12 protein-coding genes and 3 pseudogenes are annotated in these 17,180 nt (G+C 63.2%); 3 read left to right on the top strand and 12 right to left on the bottom strand.

The annotated features are described in order from the left end of the window. Positions 1–35: 35 nt before the first annotated feature. On the top strand, positions 36–851 hold the full coding sequence (locus tag KF796_11050) for an alpha/beta hydrolase (protein ID MBX3587168.1): 816 nt from the start codon (positions 36–38) through the stop codon (positions 849–851). Here the strand turns inward: KF796_11050 and KF796_11045 are convergent. The 8 genes and pseudogenes from KF796_11045 to scpA form a co-directional block, all read right to left on the bottom strand. Then, positions 828–1,343, bottom strand: coding sequence for a VOC family protein (locus KF796_11045; GenBank protein MBX3587167.1), 516 nt, complete (start codon positions 1,341–1,343; stop codon positions 828–830). The two genes, KF796_11050 and KF796_11045, sit on opposite strands and share 24 nt — an antisense overlap. Before the next feature lie 80 nt (positions 1,344–1,423). Continuing rightward, a pseudogene (locus KF796_11040) lies at positions 1,424–2,362 on the bottom strand (acetyl/propionyl-CoA carboxylase subunit alpha). Between the two features lie 135 nt (positions 2,363–2,497). Continuing rightward, positions 2,498–3,598 (bottom strand): annotated as a pseudogene (locus tag KF796_11035) (ATP-grasp domain-containing protein). 52 nt (positions 3,599–3,650) lie between these two features. Beyond that, positions 3,651–4,271, bottom strand: a complete 621-nt coding sequence (locus tag KF796_11030; GenBank protein ID MBX3587166.1) for a glutathione S-transferase family protein — start codon at positions 4,269–4,271, stop codon at positions 3,651–3,653. Positions 4,272–4,307: 36 nt separating this feature from the next. After that, entirely contained in the window at positions 4,308–5,840 is a 1,533-nt protein-coding gene (locus KF796_11025) for an acyl-CoA carboxylase subunit beta (GenBank protein ID MBX3587165.1), read from the bottom strand. A 36-nt stretch (positions 5,841–5,876) separates the two neighbouring features. Beyond that, positions 5,877–6,968: a methylmalonyl Co-A mutase-associated GTPase MeaB gene (meaB, locus tag KF796_11020; GenBank protein MBX3587164.1), complete on the bottom strand. Its 1,092-nt coding sequence runs from the start codon at positions 6,966–6,968 to the stop codon at positions 5,877–5,879. A 123-nt stretch (positions 6,969–7,091) separates the two neighbouring features. Beyond that, a pseudogene (locus KF796_11015) lies at positions 7,092–7,511 on the bottom strand (GIY-YIG nuclease family protein). Next, positions 7,477–9,633 carry a methylmalonyl-CoA mutase gene (gene scpA / locus KF796_11010; protein MBX3587163.1) on the bottom strand — a complete coding sequence of 719 codons (2,157 nt, stop codon included), beginning with the start codon at positions 9,631–9,633 and terminating at the stop codon, positions 7,477–7,479. Before scpA ends, KF796_11015 begins: the two are co-directional and overlap by 35 nt. A gap of 132 nt (positions 9,634–9,765) precedes the next feature. Between scpA and KF796_11005 the strand changes: the two genes are divergently transcribed. After that, positions 9,766–10,413, top strand: a complete 648-nt coding sequence (locus KF796_11005) for a GntR family transcriptional regulator (GenBank protein MBX3587162.1) — start codon at positions 9,766–9,768, stop codon at positions 10,411–10,413. A 185-nt stretch (positions 10,414–10,598) separates the two neighbouring features. Here the strand turns inward: KF796_11005 and KF796_11000 are convergent, their stop codons facing one another. The 3 genes from KF796_11000 to KF796_10990 all read right to left on the bottom strand — a co-directional run bounded on the left by KF796_11000 (position 10,599) and on the right by KF796_10990 (position 15,451). Beyond that, positions 10,599–13,139, bottom strand: coding sequence for a S8 family peptidase (locus tag KF796_11000; protein ID MBX3587161.1), 2,541 nt, complete (start codon positions 13,137–13,139; stop codon positions 10,599–10,601). After that, positions 13,117–14,157, bottom strand: a complete 1,041-nt coding sequence (locus KF796_10995; GenBank protein MBX3587160.1) for an ATP-binding protein — start codon at positions 14,155–14,157, stop codon at positions 13,117–13,119. The genes KF796_11000 and KF796_10995 overlap by 23 nt, the downstream gene beginning before the upstream one ends. A 376-nt stretch (positions 14,158–14,533) precedes the next feature. Then, complete coding sequence (locus KF796_10990) at positions 14,534–15,451, bottom strand: LysR family transcriptional regulator (protein MBX3587159.1); 918 nt, start codon at positions 15,449–15,451, stop codon at positions 14,534–14,536. Positions 15,452–15,553: 102 nt separating this feature from the next. Between KF796_10990 and KF796_10985 the strand changes: the two genes are divergently transcribed. Beyond that, on the top strand, positions 15,554–16,303 hold the full coding sequence (locus KF796_10985; GenBank protein MBX3587158.1) for an SDR family oxidoreductase: 750 nt from the start codon (positions 15,554–15,556) through the stop codon (positions 16,301–16,303). A gap of 39 nt (positions 16,304–16,342) precedes the next feature. On the opposite strand, the gene KF796_10980 is transcribed toward KF796_10985, so the two are convergent. Further along, positions 16,343–17,122 (bottom strand): IclR family transcriptional regulator, encoded by a 780-nt coding sequence (locus KF796_10980; GenBank protein MBX3587157.1) that lies wholly within the window; start codon positions 17,120–17,122, stop codon positions 16,343–16,345. Positions 17,123–17,180: the final 58 nt, after the last annotated feature.

Below are 17,180 nucleotides of genomic sequence, written 5' to 3'. Positions count from 1 at the left end.
TATTAACTGGACCATCAAATGAATTGGAGTGTGCCATGACCCAGCTCCCCCCGCCATTGAACCTGCACGACGAACGCCGCAACCTGTGCTGGCGCAGCCAGGGCCATGGGCCACCCGTCCTGCTGATTCACGGCAGCGCCCCGCCCGTGTGGGGCACCCTGCCCGGGCAGATCGCGTCATTTGCACGCGTCATCGAGTACGGCCGCCGGGGGTTCTCGGGTTCCACCGGGGAACAGGTGCGCAGCCTGCGCGAGCACGCGGACGACGCGGCCTGGCTGCTCGAATCACTGCAAGCCACGCCCGCCGTGATCGTGGGGTGGAGCATTGGCGGCGTGATTGCCCTGGATCTGGCGCTTCGCCACCCGCAGAAGGTCAGTGCCCTGGTCCTGCTGGAGCCACCGCTGCACGCCAAGAAGCATCCTTCCCCGACGCTGCTCAATGGTGTGGTGTTGTCGATTCTTTGGGGTGCGATGGCCGGCGCGGCCCGGGGCGGAACCCGCTTCTCGCGCTGGGTCTTTCAGGAAACCGATGGGCGCAACGCGCTGGACCGCCTGGCAGAAGGCGACAAGGCCGCCTTTGCGGCCGATGCCGCGGCCGTGGGGCATGAAATCCGGCTCGGGACTGGCGAGGAACTCACCCCTGCCTCGCTCGCTCAGGTCGCCCAGCCGACCGTGGTTCTTGTGGGTGGGCGCAGCCGCAAGTTCCTGCGCGAGGGAGGCCATCGCGCGGCGAAAGCCGTGGCCAACGGACGCTTGCAGACCATGGACGGCGCCGGCCACTTCCTCCAGCTTGAGGCCGCAGCCCCCATTGCCGCGACGGTGCGGGAGCTACTGAACTCCGCCAATCACTGAAAGCCGGGAAGTCATGCTCGCCGATGCCAGCGCGGCAAAGGCCTGGACCACCTCCGGCGGCGCCTGCACCAGCTCGATCAGCACGCCCTCGCCGCCCACGGGCAGTTCATCGTTGCCCTTGGGGTGCACAAAGCAGATGTCAAAGCCGGCCGCGCCCTTGCGGATGCCGCCCGGTGCAAAGCGCAGGCCCTGCTGGCCGAGCCAGTCCACCGCCGCGGGCAGGTCGTCAATCCACAGGCCCACGTGGTTCAGGGGCGTGGTGTGCACGGCGGGCTTCTTGTCCGGGTCCAGCGGCTGCATCAGATCGACCTCGACCTTGAACGGGCCGCTGCCGATGGCGCAGATGTCTTCGTCCACGTTCTCGCGCTCGCTGCGGAAGGTGCCGGTGACTTCCAGGCCGAACAGGTCGACCCACAGCGTGCGCAGGCGCGCCTTGTCGGGGCCGCCGATGGCGATCTGCTGGATGCCCAGGACTTTAAAGGGACGGTTCATCAATTACTCCACCGTTCGCCCTGAGCTTGTCGAAGGGCTTAGGCAATTGCAGGGCTTCGACAGGCTCAGCCCGAACGGGATCAGGGCTCGCCCAGGGCAAACTCAACAATCGGCTGGTCCACCGCGAGCGACTCGCCCTTTTGCGCCAGCACCTTGCCCACCACGCCATCGGCCGCGGCAAACAGCACGTTCTCCATCTTCATGGCCTCGATCACGGCCACGCGCTCACCGGCCTGCACCTTCTGGCCCGGCTGCACGGCCACGTCCACCAGCAGGCCGGGCATGGGTGACAGCACATAGCGGCTCATGTCGGGCGGCGCCTTGTAGGGCATGAGCGCGTGCAACTCGGCCGCGCGGCTGGACAGCACCAGCGCATCCAGCTGCGTGCCGTTGTGCATGACGCGGATGGCCAGCGGATTCTTGGGCGTGCGCCGCTCCACCTGCGCGGTGAAAGGCTGGCCATTGACGGTGCCGCGGATGCGGCTGGCGCCCAGGTGCCAGTTGCTACAGATTTCATAGCAGCTGGTGCCCACCAGCACTGCACTGGAGCCTGTTTTGGCCTGAAAGTCGGTCACTTCGACGGCATGCGGCGTGTTCTGGCCGTCAGCGCCCAGGCCCAGCACCACAAACTTCTCGCCAATCAGGATGCCGTGGCCCGGCAACTGCCCGCTGATGCCGGCCGCGCGGCCGCGCGCGCGGCGGTTCACATAGGCGGCCAGGGCCACCAGGAAGGCCGGGTCGTCATGCACCACGTCCTCGGCCCTGAAGCCTGCCGTGTAGTGCTCGGCAATGAAACCGGTGTTGAAGTCGCCCTTGACGAACTTCGGGTGGGCCAGCAGCGCCGCCTGGAACGGGATGTTGCTGCTGATGCCGCGGATCACAAAGCCGTTGAGCGCTTCTCGCATCTTGGCAATCGCGTCGAGCCGGTCCTTGCCGTGCACGATGAGCTTGGCGATCATCGAGTCGTAGTACATGGGGATTTCGCCGCCATCCTGCACGCCGGTGTCTACGCGAACGCCAAAGAACTCTTCTTTCCGTTCGGGCTGAGCTCCTTCCCGTTCAGGCTGAGCTCTTTCCCGTTCGGGCTGAGCTTGTCGAAGCCCTCCTTCGACAAGCTCAGGACGAACGGATATCGGCTCAGGACGAACGGATCCTGCAAACATCGTCTCCTTCGGCGGCTGAAAGCGCACCAGGCGGCCGGTGCTGGGCAAGAAGTTGCGGAACGGGTCCTCGGCGTTGATGCGGCACTCGATGGCCCAGCCGTCGCGCTTCACATCCGCCTGCGTGAGCGGCAGCTTTTCGCCGGCGGCCACGCGGATCATCAACTCCACCAGGTCCAGCCCCGTGATGCACTCCGTCACCGGGTGCTCCACCTGCAGACGGGTGTTCATCTCCAGAAAATAAAAGCTCTGGTCCTTGCCCACCACAAACTCCACCGTGCCCGCGCTCTGGTACTTCACGGCCTTGGCCAGCGCCACGGCCTGCTCGCCCATGGCCTTGCGCGTGGCGTCGCTGATGAAGGGGCTTGGCGCCTCTTCAATCACCTTCTGGTGGCGCCGCTGGATCGAACACTCGCGCTCGTTCAGGTAGATCACATTGCCCTGGCTGTCGCCGATCAGCTGGATCTCGATGTGGCGCGGCTCCTCCACAAACTTCTCGATGAACACGCGGTCATCGCCAAAGCTGTTGCGCGCCTCGTTGCGGCAGCTGGTGAAGCCTTCCAGCGCTTCCTTGTCATTGAAGGCCACGCGCAGGCCCTTGCCACCGCCGCCGGCCGAGGCCTTGATCATCACCGGGTAGCCAATGCCCCTGGCAATCTCCACCGCCTTCTCGGCCGTCTCGATCGCGTCGTTCACGCCGGGGATGCAGTTGACGCCCGCCTTGCCCGCGAGCTTCTTGGACTCGATCTTGTCGCCCATGGCGGCAATGGAGTAGTGCTTGGGGCCGATGAAGGTGATGCCCTCTTCTTCCACGCGCTTGGCAAACTCGGCGTTCTCGCTCAGAAAGCCATAGCCCGGGTGAACAGCCTGCGCGCCGGTCTGCTTGCAGGCGGCAATGATCTTGTCGGCCAGCAGATAGCTCTCGCGTGATGGCGCGGCGCCAATGTGCACGGCCTCGTCGGCCAGCTCCACATGGCGGGCGTCCTTGTCGGCGTCGGAATACACCGCCACGGTCCGGATGCCCATCTTGCGGGCGGTGAGCATGACGCGGCAGGCGATTTCGCCGCGGTTGGCGATCAGGATTTTGGTGAACACTTCGGGGCTCCGTTCTTGTCGGGGGGAGAGATCGCGGGATCCTGGGCGGGCTCTACTGGAGCCCGAGCTTCTTCCGCATCTCCTGGTTGCGCGCCTCGGCGCGCTGGGAGGCCGGGCGGGCATTCAGCCGCGCGATGTACGCTGAAAACAGCGGGCTGGGCTCGATCTGCTTGAAGTCAATCAGGAACCGCAGCAGGCCGCCGAACACCACATCGGCCATCGAGAAATCATCCCCCAGCACAAACTGCCGGCCTTCGATGGCACTCTCGGCGGCGGCAATCATCGATGCGTAGTTGCCCCAGCCGGCGGACACTTCCTTGACCGCCCAGCCCGCGCCCTTGGCCATCACCGCCGGCTCGATCACGCTGGGCGCAAAAAACGCCCAGCGCAGGTAGGTGCCGCGCCTGGGGTCGTCCAGCGCCGGCGCCAGCCGCCCCGGTGCGTACCGGTCCGCCAGATACAGGGCGATGGCCGCCGACTCGCTCACGACCACATCGCCATCCACCAGCGTGGGCAGCTTGCCCATGGGATTGATGGACACCAGTGGCGCGCTCTTCTGCTCGCCTTTCATGATGTCGATCAGCTTGAATTCGTAGGACACACCGGCTTCTTCCAGCGCCCACAGCGTGCCCGCGGCACGGGAGTACGGGTGGTAGTAAAGGGAAATGGACATGGCAATGCGCCCTTTCTGTATCTGGGAGGTTCTGTTTCAGAGCGGAATGTTGCCGTGCTTGCGCCACGGGTTTTCCAGCTTCTTGCCCTGCAGCATCACCAGCGAGCGGCAGATGCGCTTGCGCGTTTCGTGCGGCAGGATCACGTCGTCAATGAAGCCCCGCGCGCCGGCCACAAAGGGGTTGGCAAAGCGGGCCTTGTACTCGGCCTCCCTGGCGGCCAGCTTGGCCGGGTCCTTGCGGTCTTCGCGGAAGATGATTTCCACCGCGCCCTTGGCGCCCATCACCGCAATCTCGGCGTTGGGCCAGGCAAAGTTCACGTCGCCGCGCAGGTGCTTGGAGCTCATCACGTCGTAGGCGCCGCCATAGGCCTTGCGGGTGATCACGGTGATCTTGGGCACGGTGCACTCGGCGTACGCATACAGCAGCTTGGCGCCGTGCTTGATGATGCCGCCGTACTCCTGGCTGGTGCCGGGCATGAAGCCGGGCACATCCACAAACGTGACCACCGGGATGTTGAACGCATCGCAAAAGCGCACAAAGCGCGCGGCCTTGATGCTGCTCTTGATGTCCAGGCAGCCCGCCAGCACCAGGGGCTGGTTGGCCACGATGCCCACGGTCTGGCCTTCCATGCGGGCAAAGCCGATGAGGATGTTCTTGGCGTATTCGGGCTGCAGCTCAAAAAAATCGCCGTCGTCCACCGTCTTGGCGATCAGCTCCTTCATGTCGTAGGGCTTGTTGGGGTTGTCGGGCACCAGGGTGTCCAGGCTCAGGTCCATGCGGTCGGCCGGGTCGTTGCTGGGGCGCACCGGGGGCTTCTCGCGGTTGTTCAGCGGCAGGTAGTTGTAGAGGCGGCGCAGCATGAGCAGCGCCTCCACATCGTTTTCAAACGCCATGTCGGCCACGCCACTGCGCGTGGTGTGGGTGATGCCGCCGCCCAGTTCCTCGGCCGTGACTTCTTCATGCGTCACGGTCTTGACCACCTCTGGGCCGGTCACAAACATGTAGCTGCTGTCCTTGACCATGAAGATGAAGTCGGTCATGGCCGGGCTGTACACCGCGCCGCCGGCGCAGGGGCCCATGATCATGCTGATCTGCGGCACCACGCCGCTGGCCATCACGTTGCGCTGGAACACGTCGGCATAGCCGCCCAGGCTGGCCACACCCTCCTGGATACGCGCGCCGCCCGAGTCGTTCAGGCCAATCACCGGTGCGCCCACCTTCATGGCCTGGTCCATCACCTTGCAGATTTTTTCGGCATGGGCCTCGGAGAGCGCGCCGCCAAACACCGTGAAGTCCTGGCTGAAGACGAACACCAGGCGGCCGTTGATCATGCCGTAGCCGGTGACCACGCCATCGCCGGGGATCTTCTGGTCGGCCATGCCGAAGTCCACGCAGCGGTGCTCGACAAACATGTCCCACTCTTCAAACGTGCCTTCGTCCAGCAGCAGCTCCAGCCGCTCGCGGGCGGTGAGCTTGCCCTTGCCGTGCTGCGCGGCAATGCGCTTCTCGCCGCCGCCCAGGCGGGCTGCGGCGCGTTTTTTTTCAAGTTGTTCGAGGATGTCGTGCATATCGGGTTCTCGGTTTGCTCTGATTTTGATAGCTTCTCAGGGCCGCCTGGCCTGGACTTCAAGCAGATTTCGTGCTGCAGTGGAGGCCGGAACGCGCCCGGCGGCCACATCGGCCAGGGTTTGCGGCAACAGTTCGCGCACGGCCGGATGCTGGCGAAACGCCTGCTTCAGCCCGGCCTCGATCCGCTCCCACATCCAGGCCAGCGCCTGTTGCTGGCGACGGGTGGCGAGCTTGCCATTGGCGGTTTGGAGGTTTTTGAATTCGGTGACGGTGGACCAGAAGGTGTCCACGCCCTGGCCCAGCAAGGCGCTGAGCTGGATGACTTGCGGGTGCCACACCCCAACCGTTCGGGCTGAGCTTGTCGAAGGGCTCGCGGGGGCTTCGACAAGCTCAGCCCGAACGGGTTTAGTGGCAGGCTCATTCGGAACGGAGGTGCCGGCAACCTCAGCATGCACCCCATTCCGCCCATGCATCCCCAACAAGCGCAGCGCGCTCGTGATCTGCGCCTGGGCCCGGGTGGCGGCGTCGGCATCGAGGTCGGCCTTGTTGATCACCACCAGGTCGGCCAGCTCCATCACGCCCTTCTTGATGGCCTGCAGGTCGTCGCCGGCATTGGGCAGTTGCATCAGCACGAACATGTCGGTCATGCCGGCCACGGCCGTCTCGCTCTGGCCCACGCCCACGGTTTCGACAATCACCACGTCGTAACCCGCGGCCTCGCAGACCAGCATGGCCTCGCGCGTCTTCTCGGCCACGCCACCCAGCGTGCCACTGCTGGGGCTGGGGCGGATGTAGGCGCGCTCGTGCACAGACAGCTTTTCCATGCGCGTCTTGTCGCCCAGGATGGAGCCGCCCGAGACGGTGGAAGACGGGTCGATGGTCAGCACCGCCACGCGGTGGCCCTGCTCAATCAGGTACAGGCCCAGCGCCTCGATGAAGGTGCTTTTGCCCACGCCTGGCACGCCGCTGATGCCCAGGCGGAAACTGCTTCCTGTGTGCGGCAGCAATGCCGTGAGCAGTTCGTCAGCCTGAGCGCGGTGGTCGGCGCGGGTGGACTCCAGCAGGGTGATGGCTTTGGCGATGGCGCGGCGCTGTGTGGTTGTGTCTTTGTCGAGCAGACGATCCAACAATCCCCGTTCGGGCTGAGTTTGGCCTGTCCTGAGCTTGTCGAAGGGTCGAAGCCCTTCGACAGGCTCAGGGCGAACGGCATTTTTGGACTGGGCCAGTTCAGGGCGAACGGGGGCTTTTGACTTCGCCAATTCCTTGACGCGCCCCCAGTCCCCCGCCATCAGCGCCTCCTTCTTCGCCCTGGACCAGCCCTTGATTTGCTGTTCAAACGCGATGGCGCCCTCCCGCGTTTCAAACTCACCTTGCCAGGCCAGCTCAACGGGCTTGCGCGTGGCGGTGTAGCCGATGTCGCCTGCTTCATGTTGCTGCATGCGGGACTCGAGGTCATCCGTCTGGCCCGTGTAGTACGAGCCGTCGGCGCAGCGGAGGATGTAGACGTGGAAGGGGTTCACGGGGGGGGTTAGTTGCGCGGCTTCGACAGGCTCAGCCCGAACGGGGTTGGGCTCAGCCCGAACGGGGTGGTCTGTAGCCCGAACGGAGTTGGGCTCAGCCTGAACGGGCGAGGGTTCACGCCAACGCCTTCTTGATCTGCTCCAGCACATCCTTGGCGCTGGCGGGGATGGGGGTGCCGGGGCCGTAGATGCCTTTGACGCCGGCCTCGTACAAAAACTCGTAGTCTTGCGCGGGGATCACGCCGCCCACGAACACGATGATGTCGTTGGCGCCCTGCTTCTTCAGCTCTTGGATGATGGCGGGCACCAGCGTCTTGTGGCCTGCCGCCAGCGTGCTCACGCCCACGGCGTGCACGTCGTTCTCGATGGCCTGGCGGGCGCATTCCTCGGGGGTCTGGAACAGCGGACCCATGTCCACGTCAAAGCCCAGGTCGGCAAAGGCCGTGGCCACCACCTTGGCGCCGCGGTCGTGGCCGTCTTGCCCCAGCTTGCTGATCATCACGCGGGGGCGGCGGCCCTCGGCTTCGGCAAACGCGTCGATCTCTTTCTTCAGGGCTTCCCAGCCCTGGGCACTGTCATAAGCGGCTGCGTACACACCGGTCACCTTTTGCGTATCGGCGCGGTGGCGCCCAAAAACGGCCTCGAGCGCGTCGCTGATCTCGCCCACCGTGGCGCGGGCGCGCACGGCCTCGATGCTCAGCGCCAGCAGGTTGCCGTCGCCCTTGTCTGCTGCAGAAGTGATAGCAGCCAGTGCTTGCTGCACGCTGGCTGCATCGCGATTCTGCTTGATCTGCTGCAGCCGCGCGATCTGCCCTTCGCGCACCTTGACGTTGTCGACCTCGCGGATTTCCACCGGGTCTTCCTTGGCCAGCCTGTATTTGTTGACGCCCACGATCACGTCCTTGCCGCTGTCGATGCGCGCCTGCTTCTCGGCCGCCGCGGCCTCGATCTTGAGCTTGGCCCAGCCGCTGTCCACCGCGCGGGTCATGCCGCCCATGGCCTCGACCTCTTCAATGATGGCCCACGCCGCGTCGGCCATGTCCTGCGTGAGCTTTTCCATCATGTAGCTGCCGGCCCAGGGGTCGATCACGCTGGTGATGTGCGTCTCTTCCTGGATGATGAGCTGGGTGTTGCGCGCAATGCGCGCGCTGAACTCGGTGGGCAGCGCAATCGCTTCGTCAAAGCTGTTGGTGTGCAGGCTTTGCGTGCCGCCAAACACGGCGGCCATGGCCTCGATGGTGGTACGCACCACGTTGTTGTACGGGTCCTGCTCGGTCAGGCTCCAGCCGCTGGTCTGGCAGTGGGTGCGCAGCATCAGGCTCTTGGGGTTGCTGGCGTCAAAGCCCTTCATGATGCGGCACCACAGCAGGCGCGCCGCGCGCATCTTGGCCACCTCCAGATAGAAGTTCATGCCAATGGCCCAGAAGAAGGACAGGCGCGGCGCAAAGTCGTCCACATTCAGGCCCTTGGCCAGCGCCGTCTTCACGTACTCCTTGCCGTCGGCCAGCGTAAAGGCCAGCTCCAGCGCCTGGTTGGCGCCGGCCTCCTGCATGTGATAGCCCGAGATCGAAATCGAGTTGAACTTGGGCATGTGCTGCGCCGTGTACTCGATGATGTCGCCGATGATCCGCATGCTCGGCTTGGGCGGGTAGATGTAGGTGTTGCGGACCATGAACTCTTTCAGAATGTCGTTCTGAATGGTCCCTGAGAGCTTGTCTTGCGACACGCCCTGCTCCTCCGCCGCCACCACGTAGCCTGCCAGCACCGGCAGCACCGCGCCGTTCATGGTCATGGACACGCTCACCTTGTCCAGCGGGATCTGGTCGAACAGGATCTTCATGTCCTCCACGCTGTCGATGGCCACGCCGGCCTTGCCCACGTCGCCCGTCACGCGCGGGTGGTCGGAGTCGTAGCCGCGGTGCGTGGCCAGGTCAAACGCCACGCTCACGCCCTGCCCGCCGCCGGCCAGGCCCTTGCGGTAGAAGGCGTTGGACTCCTCCGCCGTGGAAAAGCCCGCGTATTGCCGGATGGTCCAGGGGCGCGCCGCGTACATGGTGGCCTGCGGGCCACGCAGATAGGGCTCAAAGCCCGGCAGCGTGTTGGCGTGCGGCAGGCCGGCCGTGTCGGCCGCGGTGTACAGCGGCTTGACGGTGATGCCGTCGGGCGTTTGCCAGTTGAGGGCGCTCAGGTCGCCGCCGGGGGCGGACTTGGCGGCCGCCTTGGCCCAGGCATCCAGGCCGGGCGTGGCAAATGGGGGGGTTTTATCGCTCATGACAGGGCTTTGTAGAGGGGCATTGCGGGGGGCATGCTCAGGTTTACCCGGAGTTTATATCATTCATAATTATTGATGCAAAATAAATTCTGTGCTTAAATTGGCGCGACCCTGGCCCCCCAACACCACTGCATGTCTGCCGTCACCCTGACCCCCCGCGCCCTCTATGAAGAGGTGGCCGAGCTGCTGCGCCAGCGCATCTTCAGCCGCGAGCTGGCGCCCGGCAGCTGGATCGACGAGTTGAAGCTCGCCGAGGAATACGGCATCAGCCGCACCCCCCTGCGCGAGGCGCTCAAGGTGCTGGCCGCCGAGGGCCTGGTGACCATGAAGGTGCGCCGCGGCGCCTATGTGACCGAGGTGTCGCAGCAAGACCTGGCCGACGTGTACCACCTGCTCAGCCTGCTGGAGAGTGACGCCGCCGCCGTGGTGGCCACCAAGGCCACCGACGCCGAGCTGAAGGAACTGCAGGCCCTGCACAAGGCGCTGGAGGCTGCGGCAAAGCCAGGCAAGGCCAACACCGACCAGTTCTTTGCGGTGAACGAGCAGTTCCACATGCGGCTGCTGGAGATTGCCAACAACCGCTGGCGCGACCAGATGGTGGCCGACCTGCGCAAGGTCATGAAGCTGAACCGCCACAACTCCCTGCTCAAGACCGGGCGCATTGCCGAGTCACTGGCCGAGCATCAGGCCATCATGGCCGCGCTGCTGGCGCGCGATGCTGAGCGCACGCAGCAACGGATGCGGGAGCATTTTGCTAATGGTTTGGAGGCGGCGGAGTAGTTGGAGACGCCTGCCTTCACAATCGTCGCGCAACCCTAGGCGAGCTGCAATGCCGATAAGGACCAGTTGCAGACATCTGGACAAGACCGCTATTCGGTAGACGCGGCGCGGAGCAGCAACAAGTTCGCATAACAGGTGAGGACCCTCGGCTAATTAGTGGGGCCACTGGCAATGCGGTGCTATCTTCAGGTTTCGATGACGACGGATGTATTGACCGGCGCGGCAATCATGTCAGCGATCGGCGTGTAGAGATCGACGTCAGTTTCAGGCGTACGGATAGAGACGATCAGGCTGTATCGGGCGGGAAGGTTGTAGCGTTCCTGAGCGGGGCGTGTGCGCCACCAACCCTTTGAGGGATAGACAGCGACAACGCCGCGATTTGCCAACTCGGCGGCGGTTCCGCGCCAGATGTCCTTATGCAGCGAACCGCGATGCCGCTGCTTATCCCCAAGAATCCAGTTTGGATCTTTGGGGTCAATATGGGCTCCGTCGTCTTCCAACTCCGCCGCAGCGTTGATCCGGGCAACGAAATCTGCAGTCGTCGCATCTAGCGGGCGCTGCACGTCAAAGCGCAGCCGATGTGATGGGTAGTGGAACTTCGAAGAAGCCCCCCGTGCAGACGGATTCGGCTCAATAAAGTACGACAACGTGATGCACAACTCAACTTGCGTCTCTGGCGGCAATGCCAGTAGCTGTTCCCTCGGCCAAGGCAGCGTATGCAAGTTCATGTCGCGGGTGACGATCCCTCGACTCGCCACCTTCTTGAAGGGGTGCACCTGATCTTCGACGATTAAGGTCAGCGAATTACCTGCACTCCATAGCGCCTGTTCTAGATTTGGTACCCCCCAGCCGCAATGGCGAATCAAATTCACATAGTCGGACTTTGTCGGCATGCCATGGGCTGGAAAATAGCCTGCACGCATTGCGCTCGTCCACTCTGCTGAGTGCACGATGAGCGCTCGAATCGTTTCGGGGCGCAGCGCCGGATACGCAGCCATCAATTGCGCGGCCATACGCGCCCCAAGCGCGGAAGCTGCGCTGGTGGCGTTGGTCGTCGTGAAGAGACGCTCCTGAGGGGCGTTGTGCATGGTCAACAGATTGAGGCTGTTTATGCCGATGGAGCCAAGCGCGTTTCTCCCAGCATTGCCACCCTCAAAGACGACGTCGGGCTTCAGCGGCCATGCTGAGTTCCAACCGTTCGAAGTCCGGGAATATGGACTGACCCCGCCCTCTGGAGCAACGGGGACATAGCCCTGAGCATCAGCTTCGGTAATGTTGACTTTTTCTGTATAGGCGCCCACCGTAAGTGCATTCCAGGCCTGACCGGGATCGCGAATGCCACGCGTACCCAAGCCTGCTGGATATATATCCCACGTCTGAGCGTCCTCGGTGTTGCCAGCACAAAGAACGAAAAGGCGCGGAAACTGACCATTCCCATCGTAGTCACTGGCAAGGCGATCTACGGTCGCAGACCAAGCCGACGGCCGCCCTTTGTCGCGATCATCGCTAGATGTAACCGCCGATGTGAACACACGCGGGCGCGCAGGTGCCGCGACTTCCGGACGCGCCACGGCTTCGGCAAAAAGATAGCCATGTTGTCGCGAATCTCCGGAATTTGCACCCTGATGCGGCGTAAGCTTGACCGATTCCAGCCGATGCTCCACCAGCAATGGCCCGTTCGACGCCAGGACCGCGGCCATGTCTCCCAGGGCGACGAGCCCGGCAAGACCAGTTCCATGATTTGCCGTGTCGTCCACGCCCCAGGCGGGTTGGACTGCGTGCAAGTCTGCAGCAGCGATGAATGGCGAGAGCAACGGGTGCCCTCGATTCACACCAGAATCGAGGAGGCAAACGCGAGGGACGGTGTCGGCCTCTGCCGCAACCGTCAATCGGGCAAGTGTCTCAGCTGACCACTCCTGCTGTTCAACTGGCGTCATGCCGTCAAAGAACTCAGCCGTTTCCTTTGCGCGGCGAAGTTCCGCGACGCAGTTGAGCGTCAGAACCGATGTTGCGAATTGCTGTTGAGATCCGTACATCAGAACGACGGACCGTTCAGGGAAGCTGATGTGGTGCTCGCTGACCTGACAATTTGCCAGAGCTGCGAGTTTTCGGAAGTCCGAAAGCACCGCGTGACGGTCGCCGCGGACGGGTAGCCAGACCTCCCACCAAATTGACTCCGCAGCGTCTTGCGGTAGAAGCGCCAGGTCGTCTGTCCACAGCGCACGGATCTCCGCGCTCCGAATGGCAAGAATCGTGTCGAGCAATGCACTGTGATCCAGCGCGTGGCCATTGCTTTTCTTGCGCTCGGCAAGATAGTCCGCCACGTACTTCTCAAAATGGGCCAGCTTCCCATCGGGGACAAATACGTTTGCGTAGGTCGTGTTGCCTTCTGTACGAACGCTTAGTACTTCGATTTTCTTGCGTGGGTCTTTTCCACGCTCCGAGCCGAGGCTCTCGAAGGCAAGTGCAACGTCGGGTTGTCCAACGAATTGGACTTGCAGTCCAAGCCCACTTTCTAGTCCTTGCTCCTGCTGGACCTGACGCGCATGTTGGGCAACTGGCTTGAGCGCGTTCAGTTGGGATCGGAGGGACGCCGAGTGTTGCGCGCGGTCCCGTTGGGGGACATCATCATTAGACCCGCCGCCACCAGGCGCGGTGAACGCCTGAGGGGTTGAGGTATCCGCTAGAACAAAGTGGGGGCGCTTATCGTGTGTGTGATCCGGCATGGTTGGGCGAGTGCTTCGAGTTATATGCCAGCTTTGCGTTGACGAGTCGGCGTTCCTCTAACGCCTTACCCAGCTCAGCTGGTTGCACTTTATCTTGATCATGCAGGATCGCATCCTTGATGGCGGCATCGACAGCACGACAAATTTCAGCATGACTCAGCCCTTCGGCTTGCCCCCGAATTGCATCCTTTCGGAACGGCTTGGGAGCAAACCGACCGATACGTGAACGAATGAGCTCGCCGGCTTGGGTGGGCGACGGCAGGTGGTATTCAACAACGTCGTCGAATCGGCGGAACAATGCGTAGTCAAGGATCTCAGCGTGATTTGTCGCCGCGATGATCAGGCTATTCGACGTGTCCTGCTCGATCATCTGCAAGAAGCTGTTCAATACCCGGCGAATCTCACCCACATCATTCGCCATGCCCCGCTGAGATCCAATGGCATCAAATTCGTCGAAGAAGTAAACGCCACGGATATCAGTCACGGTGTCGAAGACTTGCCGAAGCTTTGCCGCTGTTTCGCCCATGAACTTTGTAATGAGCGAATCCAGACGGACCAGAAACAAGGGAATGCCCAGCTCTCCAGCCAGCGCAGCGGCTGTCATTGTCTTGCCCGTACCAGGTGGTCCCACGAGCAGCAACTTCCGGCGAGGCGAGAGTCCATGTTCCTTAATGCGCGCAAGCTGCCGCTGTTCTTGAATTACTCTGTGCAGCTGAGTCGAAGCCACATCGTCCAACACCATATCCCCCAACCGATTCGCCGGATGCGAGACGGTGAGCAGATTTGCCAATTCACTCTTTGGCTTAGCAGCACTGCCTATTGCGACCAGTTTGCCTGATGGGTCTTGGCTGACACGTGCCTTGGCCGCGTCAATCAGATCTCGCAGTTCTTCGGCCAACTTGACGTGCCCGAGCTTCGCCTCATGCGCGGCCACTTGCATAGCGACCGACAAGAACTGTCCATCATCGCGACTGATGTGCGATTTGATGAGCGCCTTAAGTTGGTCAGAGCTAGCCACTGGGAGAGGTCCGATTGCGGTTACGGTTACGATTTGGGTGATACTACCCACCATTGTGCATCCTAGGAACAGTCGACAAGCGCCCTTCTGCAACTAGAAGCGTGAGTCTGGGCGTGTTTCGACGTAGTGGCAACAACAGGCCTACCTTATTGCCCAGCTTTTGACTCATAGGCCTGCCTATCCCACAGTGGGTGACGTCCGCTTTAGAGTTGCTCACCGGCGCTACCGCGTGTCCGCTTCTGGTCGGTTGCGGCTGTCTTTGAAATCAAAATGCTGAAGTATTCAAGTACCGCTGAGTCTTATATAAATCAGCCTCCGACCCCCATCGAATATGCGCAAGCAGCTTCTCTTTTTATAGCAACTGCCAAGCAACTAGTCAGTAATTCTGGTGCAGCAGCGGCCCCACCAGCCGCGGATCGCGCAGCTTCTCCACCCACCACTGCAGCGCCGGCCCGGCGCGGTGCGAATGCCAGCCCACAAACAGCAGGTTCGGCTCGCGCGGGTCTTGCGTTTCCAGCGCCACCAACGTGCCCTTCTTCAAATGCTGGCGCACTTTCTCCAGCGGCAGCCAGCCCACGCCCAGGCCTGCCACCTGGGCCGCAATCTTGGCGCGCATGCTGGGCATGGCCAGGCGCTCCTGGTGGGTCTGCACGCCGTAGCTGCGGGCCTGCGCCAGCCGTGACGTGTCGGCCACCACCACCGAGCGGTGGGCGGTGATGGCTTCCATTGACAGGGGCTTCCCCTTTTTGGCCGCGCGCGCCAGCGGGTGCCGGGGTGACACGGCAAATACCCATTCCAGCTGGGTCAACTCAAACCATTGCAGGTGCGCCATGGCCGGCGGCTCATTGGTGGCGGCCACCACGAGGTCGGCGCGCTGGTCCAGCAGCGCCTCCCAGGTGCCGCCCAGCACCTCATGCGCAAAGCGCAAGCGCACGCCGCTGTTAAGCGCATCAAAGTCGGCCACCAGCGGCAGCAGCGCCTCGATGTTGGCCAGCTCGTCGGTCACGATGCGCAGCTCGGCCTCCCAGCCGCGCGCCACCTGCTTCACGCGGTCGGTCAGGCGCTGCGCCTGGGCATGCAGCTGCGCGCCCTGCTCCACCAGCAGCAGGCCCGCCGGCGTGAGCGCAATGCGGTAGCCGGCGCGGTCAAACAGCAGGGCGTCCAGCCGCTCTTCCAGCTGGCGCGCGGCATATGACACGGTAGACGGCGCCTTGCCCAGGCGCTCGGCCGCGCGCGACAGGCTGCCGGTGGCGCGCACGGCTTCCAGCAGCTGCAAATCGTCCAGGCTCAACATATTCGATAGTTTCGCACGAGTTCGTCGAAATCATGGCGTCTGTAGCCCAGCCATTCGCCAGACACTGGCTACGTCATCAACGAAACAACCGAAGGAAAAATCATGAACCGCTTTGAAGATAAGAACATTCTGGTCACCGGTGGCAGCAGTGGCATTGGTGCCGCAGCCGCCATCGCCTTTGCCCGCGAAGGTGCCCGTGTGGCCATCACCGGCCGCGACGCCGCAGGCCTGGCCCGCGTCAAGGCCGAGTTGGGCCCGAACGCGCTGGCCCTGGTCAGCGAGGCGGGTGATGTGTCGGCCCAGGCCGCGCTGGTGGCCGAGCTGCAGGCGCAGATGGGCGTGATTGACGGCGTGTTCATCAACGCCGGCGTGGCCAAGTTTGGCCCGCTGGCGCAGATTGACGAAGCGCTGTGGAACAGCAGCTTTGACACCAATGTCAAAGGCCCCTACTTCTTGATCCAGCGGCTGGCTGCGCTGATGACGCGGGGTGGCTCCATCGTGCTCAACGGCTCGATCAACGCGCACATAGGCATGCCCAATTCCAGCGTTTATGCCGCCAGCAAGGCCGCGCTGATATCGCTGGCCAGGACCTTGTCGGCCGAGCTGCTGCCCCAGGGCGTGCGTGTGAATGTGGTGAGCCCCGGCCCGGTGACCACGCCGCTGTACGGCAAGCTGGGCCTGGCGCCCGAACAAGTGCAGGCCATGGCCGCCAGCATCCAGACGCAGGTTCCGCTGGGGCGCTTTGGCACACCCGAAGAAATTGCCGCCACCGTGCTGCATCTGGTGTCCAGGGAATCGGGCTTCATCGTGGGCACCGAGATCGTTGCCGACGGCGGCATGAGCCAGATGTGAGAAGGCAGCGCGGCAGCAAGCCTGCCGCGCTAGGTGAGCTCAGCTGGCGCTTGCAATCACTTTGATCGTGGGCGCGATCAGCGGGCCCACCGTTTCCAGCATGTAGTCTGGCGACAGCAGGTAGGCCGGCCCGCCGCAACTGACGGCGTAGAGCTCGCCACGGGGGCCCTTGAGCGTGAAACCCAGCGCGTTGATCTCGGGGTGCCATTCCCCAAAAGAGCTGCAAAAGCCCTGGCGCTCGTAGTCTTTCAAGGCCTGTTCAATGCGCGGCGCCAGGTCGGCCCACTGGTCGCCGCTCGCTGCGCGAATTTCATCCAGCAAGACCTCGCGGGCCGCCGGCTCCAGCGAGGCAAGGTAGGCGCGCCCGGCCGCCGATGTGGCCACCGCCATGCGGGAGCCCACGTCGAGCCGCGACAGGATCACTGCCTGCTTGGAGCGCAGCGAATCAATGATGACCTGGTCCAGGCCGGTGTTGACCATCAGGTGCACGGCCGCATTGGCCTGATTGGCAAGCACCTGCAAATAAGGGCGGGCGTGGCTGCGCCAGTCGAAATTGCGCAGCCAGGCGTTGCCCATCTCCAGCACCCCGCCGCCTAAAACAAAGCGGTCGCTCTGCGGCAACTGACGCAAAAAGCCAGCCGCCACCAAAGTGGCTGCGAGCCGCGACACGGTGGCCTTGGGTATGCCAGTGGCGTCGACCAGGTCACGGTTACTCAGGGCCGTGGGCGAGTCTGAAACGAGCCGCACCAGCGCCAACCCACGGGCCAGGGCAGTGACTTCGTCCTTCCCACCCTCCCGGGACTCAGATGGGGCTGTCATGATTGATTAATTCGAAACGTAGTTTCATTTTCTTTGATGTAGCGCAACTTTTGCTATA

Origin of the sequence: Ramlibacter sp. (assembly GCA_019635435.1) — a bacterium.
Taxonomy (GTDB): domain Bacteria; phylum Pseudomonadota; class Gammaproteobacteria; order Burkholderiales; family Burkholderiaceae_C; genus JAHBZM01.
The sequence above is the reverse complement of the archived record's forward strand: the minus strand, read 5'-3'. Positions and strand labels throughout refer to the sequence as shown.

Coding starts and splice junctions, on each gene's coding strand:
- KF796_11050 (MBX3587168.1), top strand. CDS start 36: ATGACCCAGCTCCCCCCGCCATTGAACCTGCACGACGAACGCCGCAAC.
- KF796_11045 (MBX3587167.1), bottom strand. CDS start 1,343: ATGAACCGTCCCTTTAAAGTCCTGGGCATCCAGCAGATCGCCATCGGC.
- KF796_11030 (MBX3587166.1), bottom strand. CDS start 4,271: ATGTCCATTTCCCTTTACTACCACCCGTACTCCCGTGCCGCGGGCACG.
- KF796_11025 (MBX3587165.1), bottom strand. CDS start 5,840: ATGCACGACATCCTCGAACAACTTGAAAAAAAACGCGCCGCAGCCCGC.
- scpA (MBX3587163.1), bottom strand. CDS start 9,633: ATGAGCGATAAAACCCCCCCATTTGCCACGCCCGGCCTGGATGCCTGG.
- KF796_11005 (MBX3587162.1), top strand. CDS start 9,766: ATGTCTGCCGTCACCCTGACCCCCCGCGCCCTCTATGAAGAGGTGGCC.
- KF796_11000 (MBX3587161.1), bottom strand. CDS start 13,139: ATGCCGGATCACACACACGATAAGCGCCCCCACTTTGTTCTAGCGGAT.
- KF796_10990 (MBX3587159.1), bottom strand. CDS start 15,451: ATGTTGAGCCTGGACGATTTGCAGCTGCTGGAAGCCGTGCGCGCCACC.
- KF796_10985 (MBX3587158.1), top strand. CDS start 15,554: ATGAACCGCTTTGAAGATAAGAACATTCTGGTCACCGGTGGCAGCAGT.
- KF796_10980 (MBX3587157.1), bottom strand. CDS start 17,122: ATGACAGCCCCATCTGAGTCCCGGGAGGGTGGGAAGGACGAAGTCACT.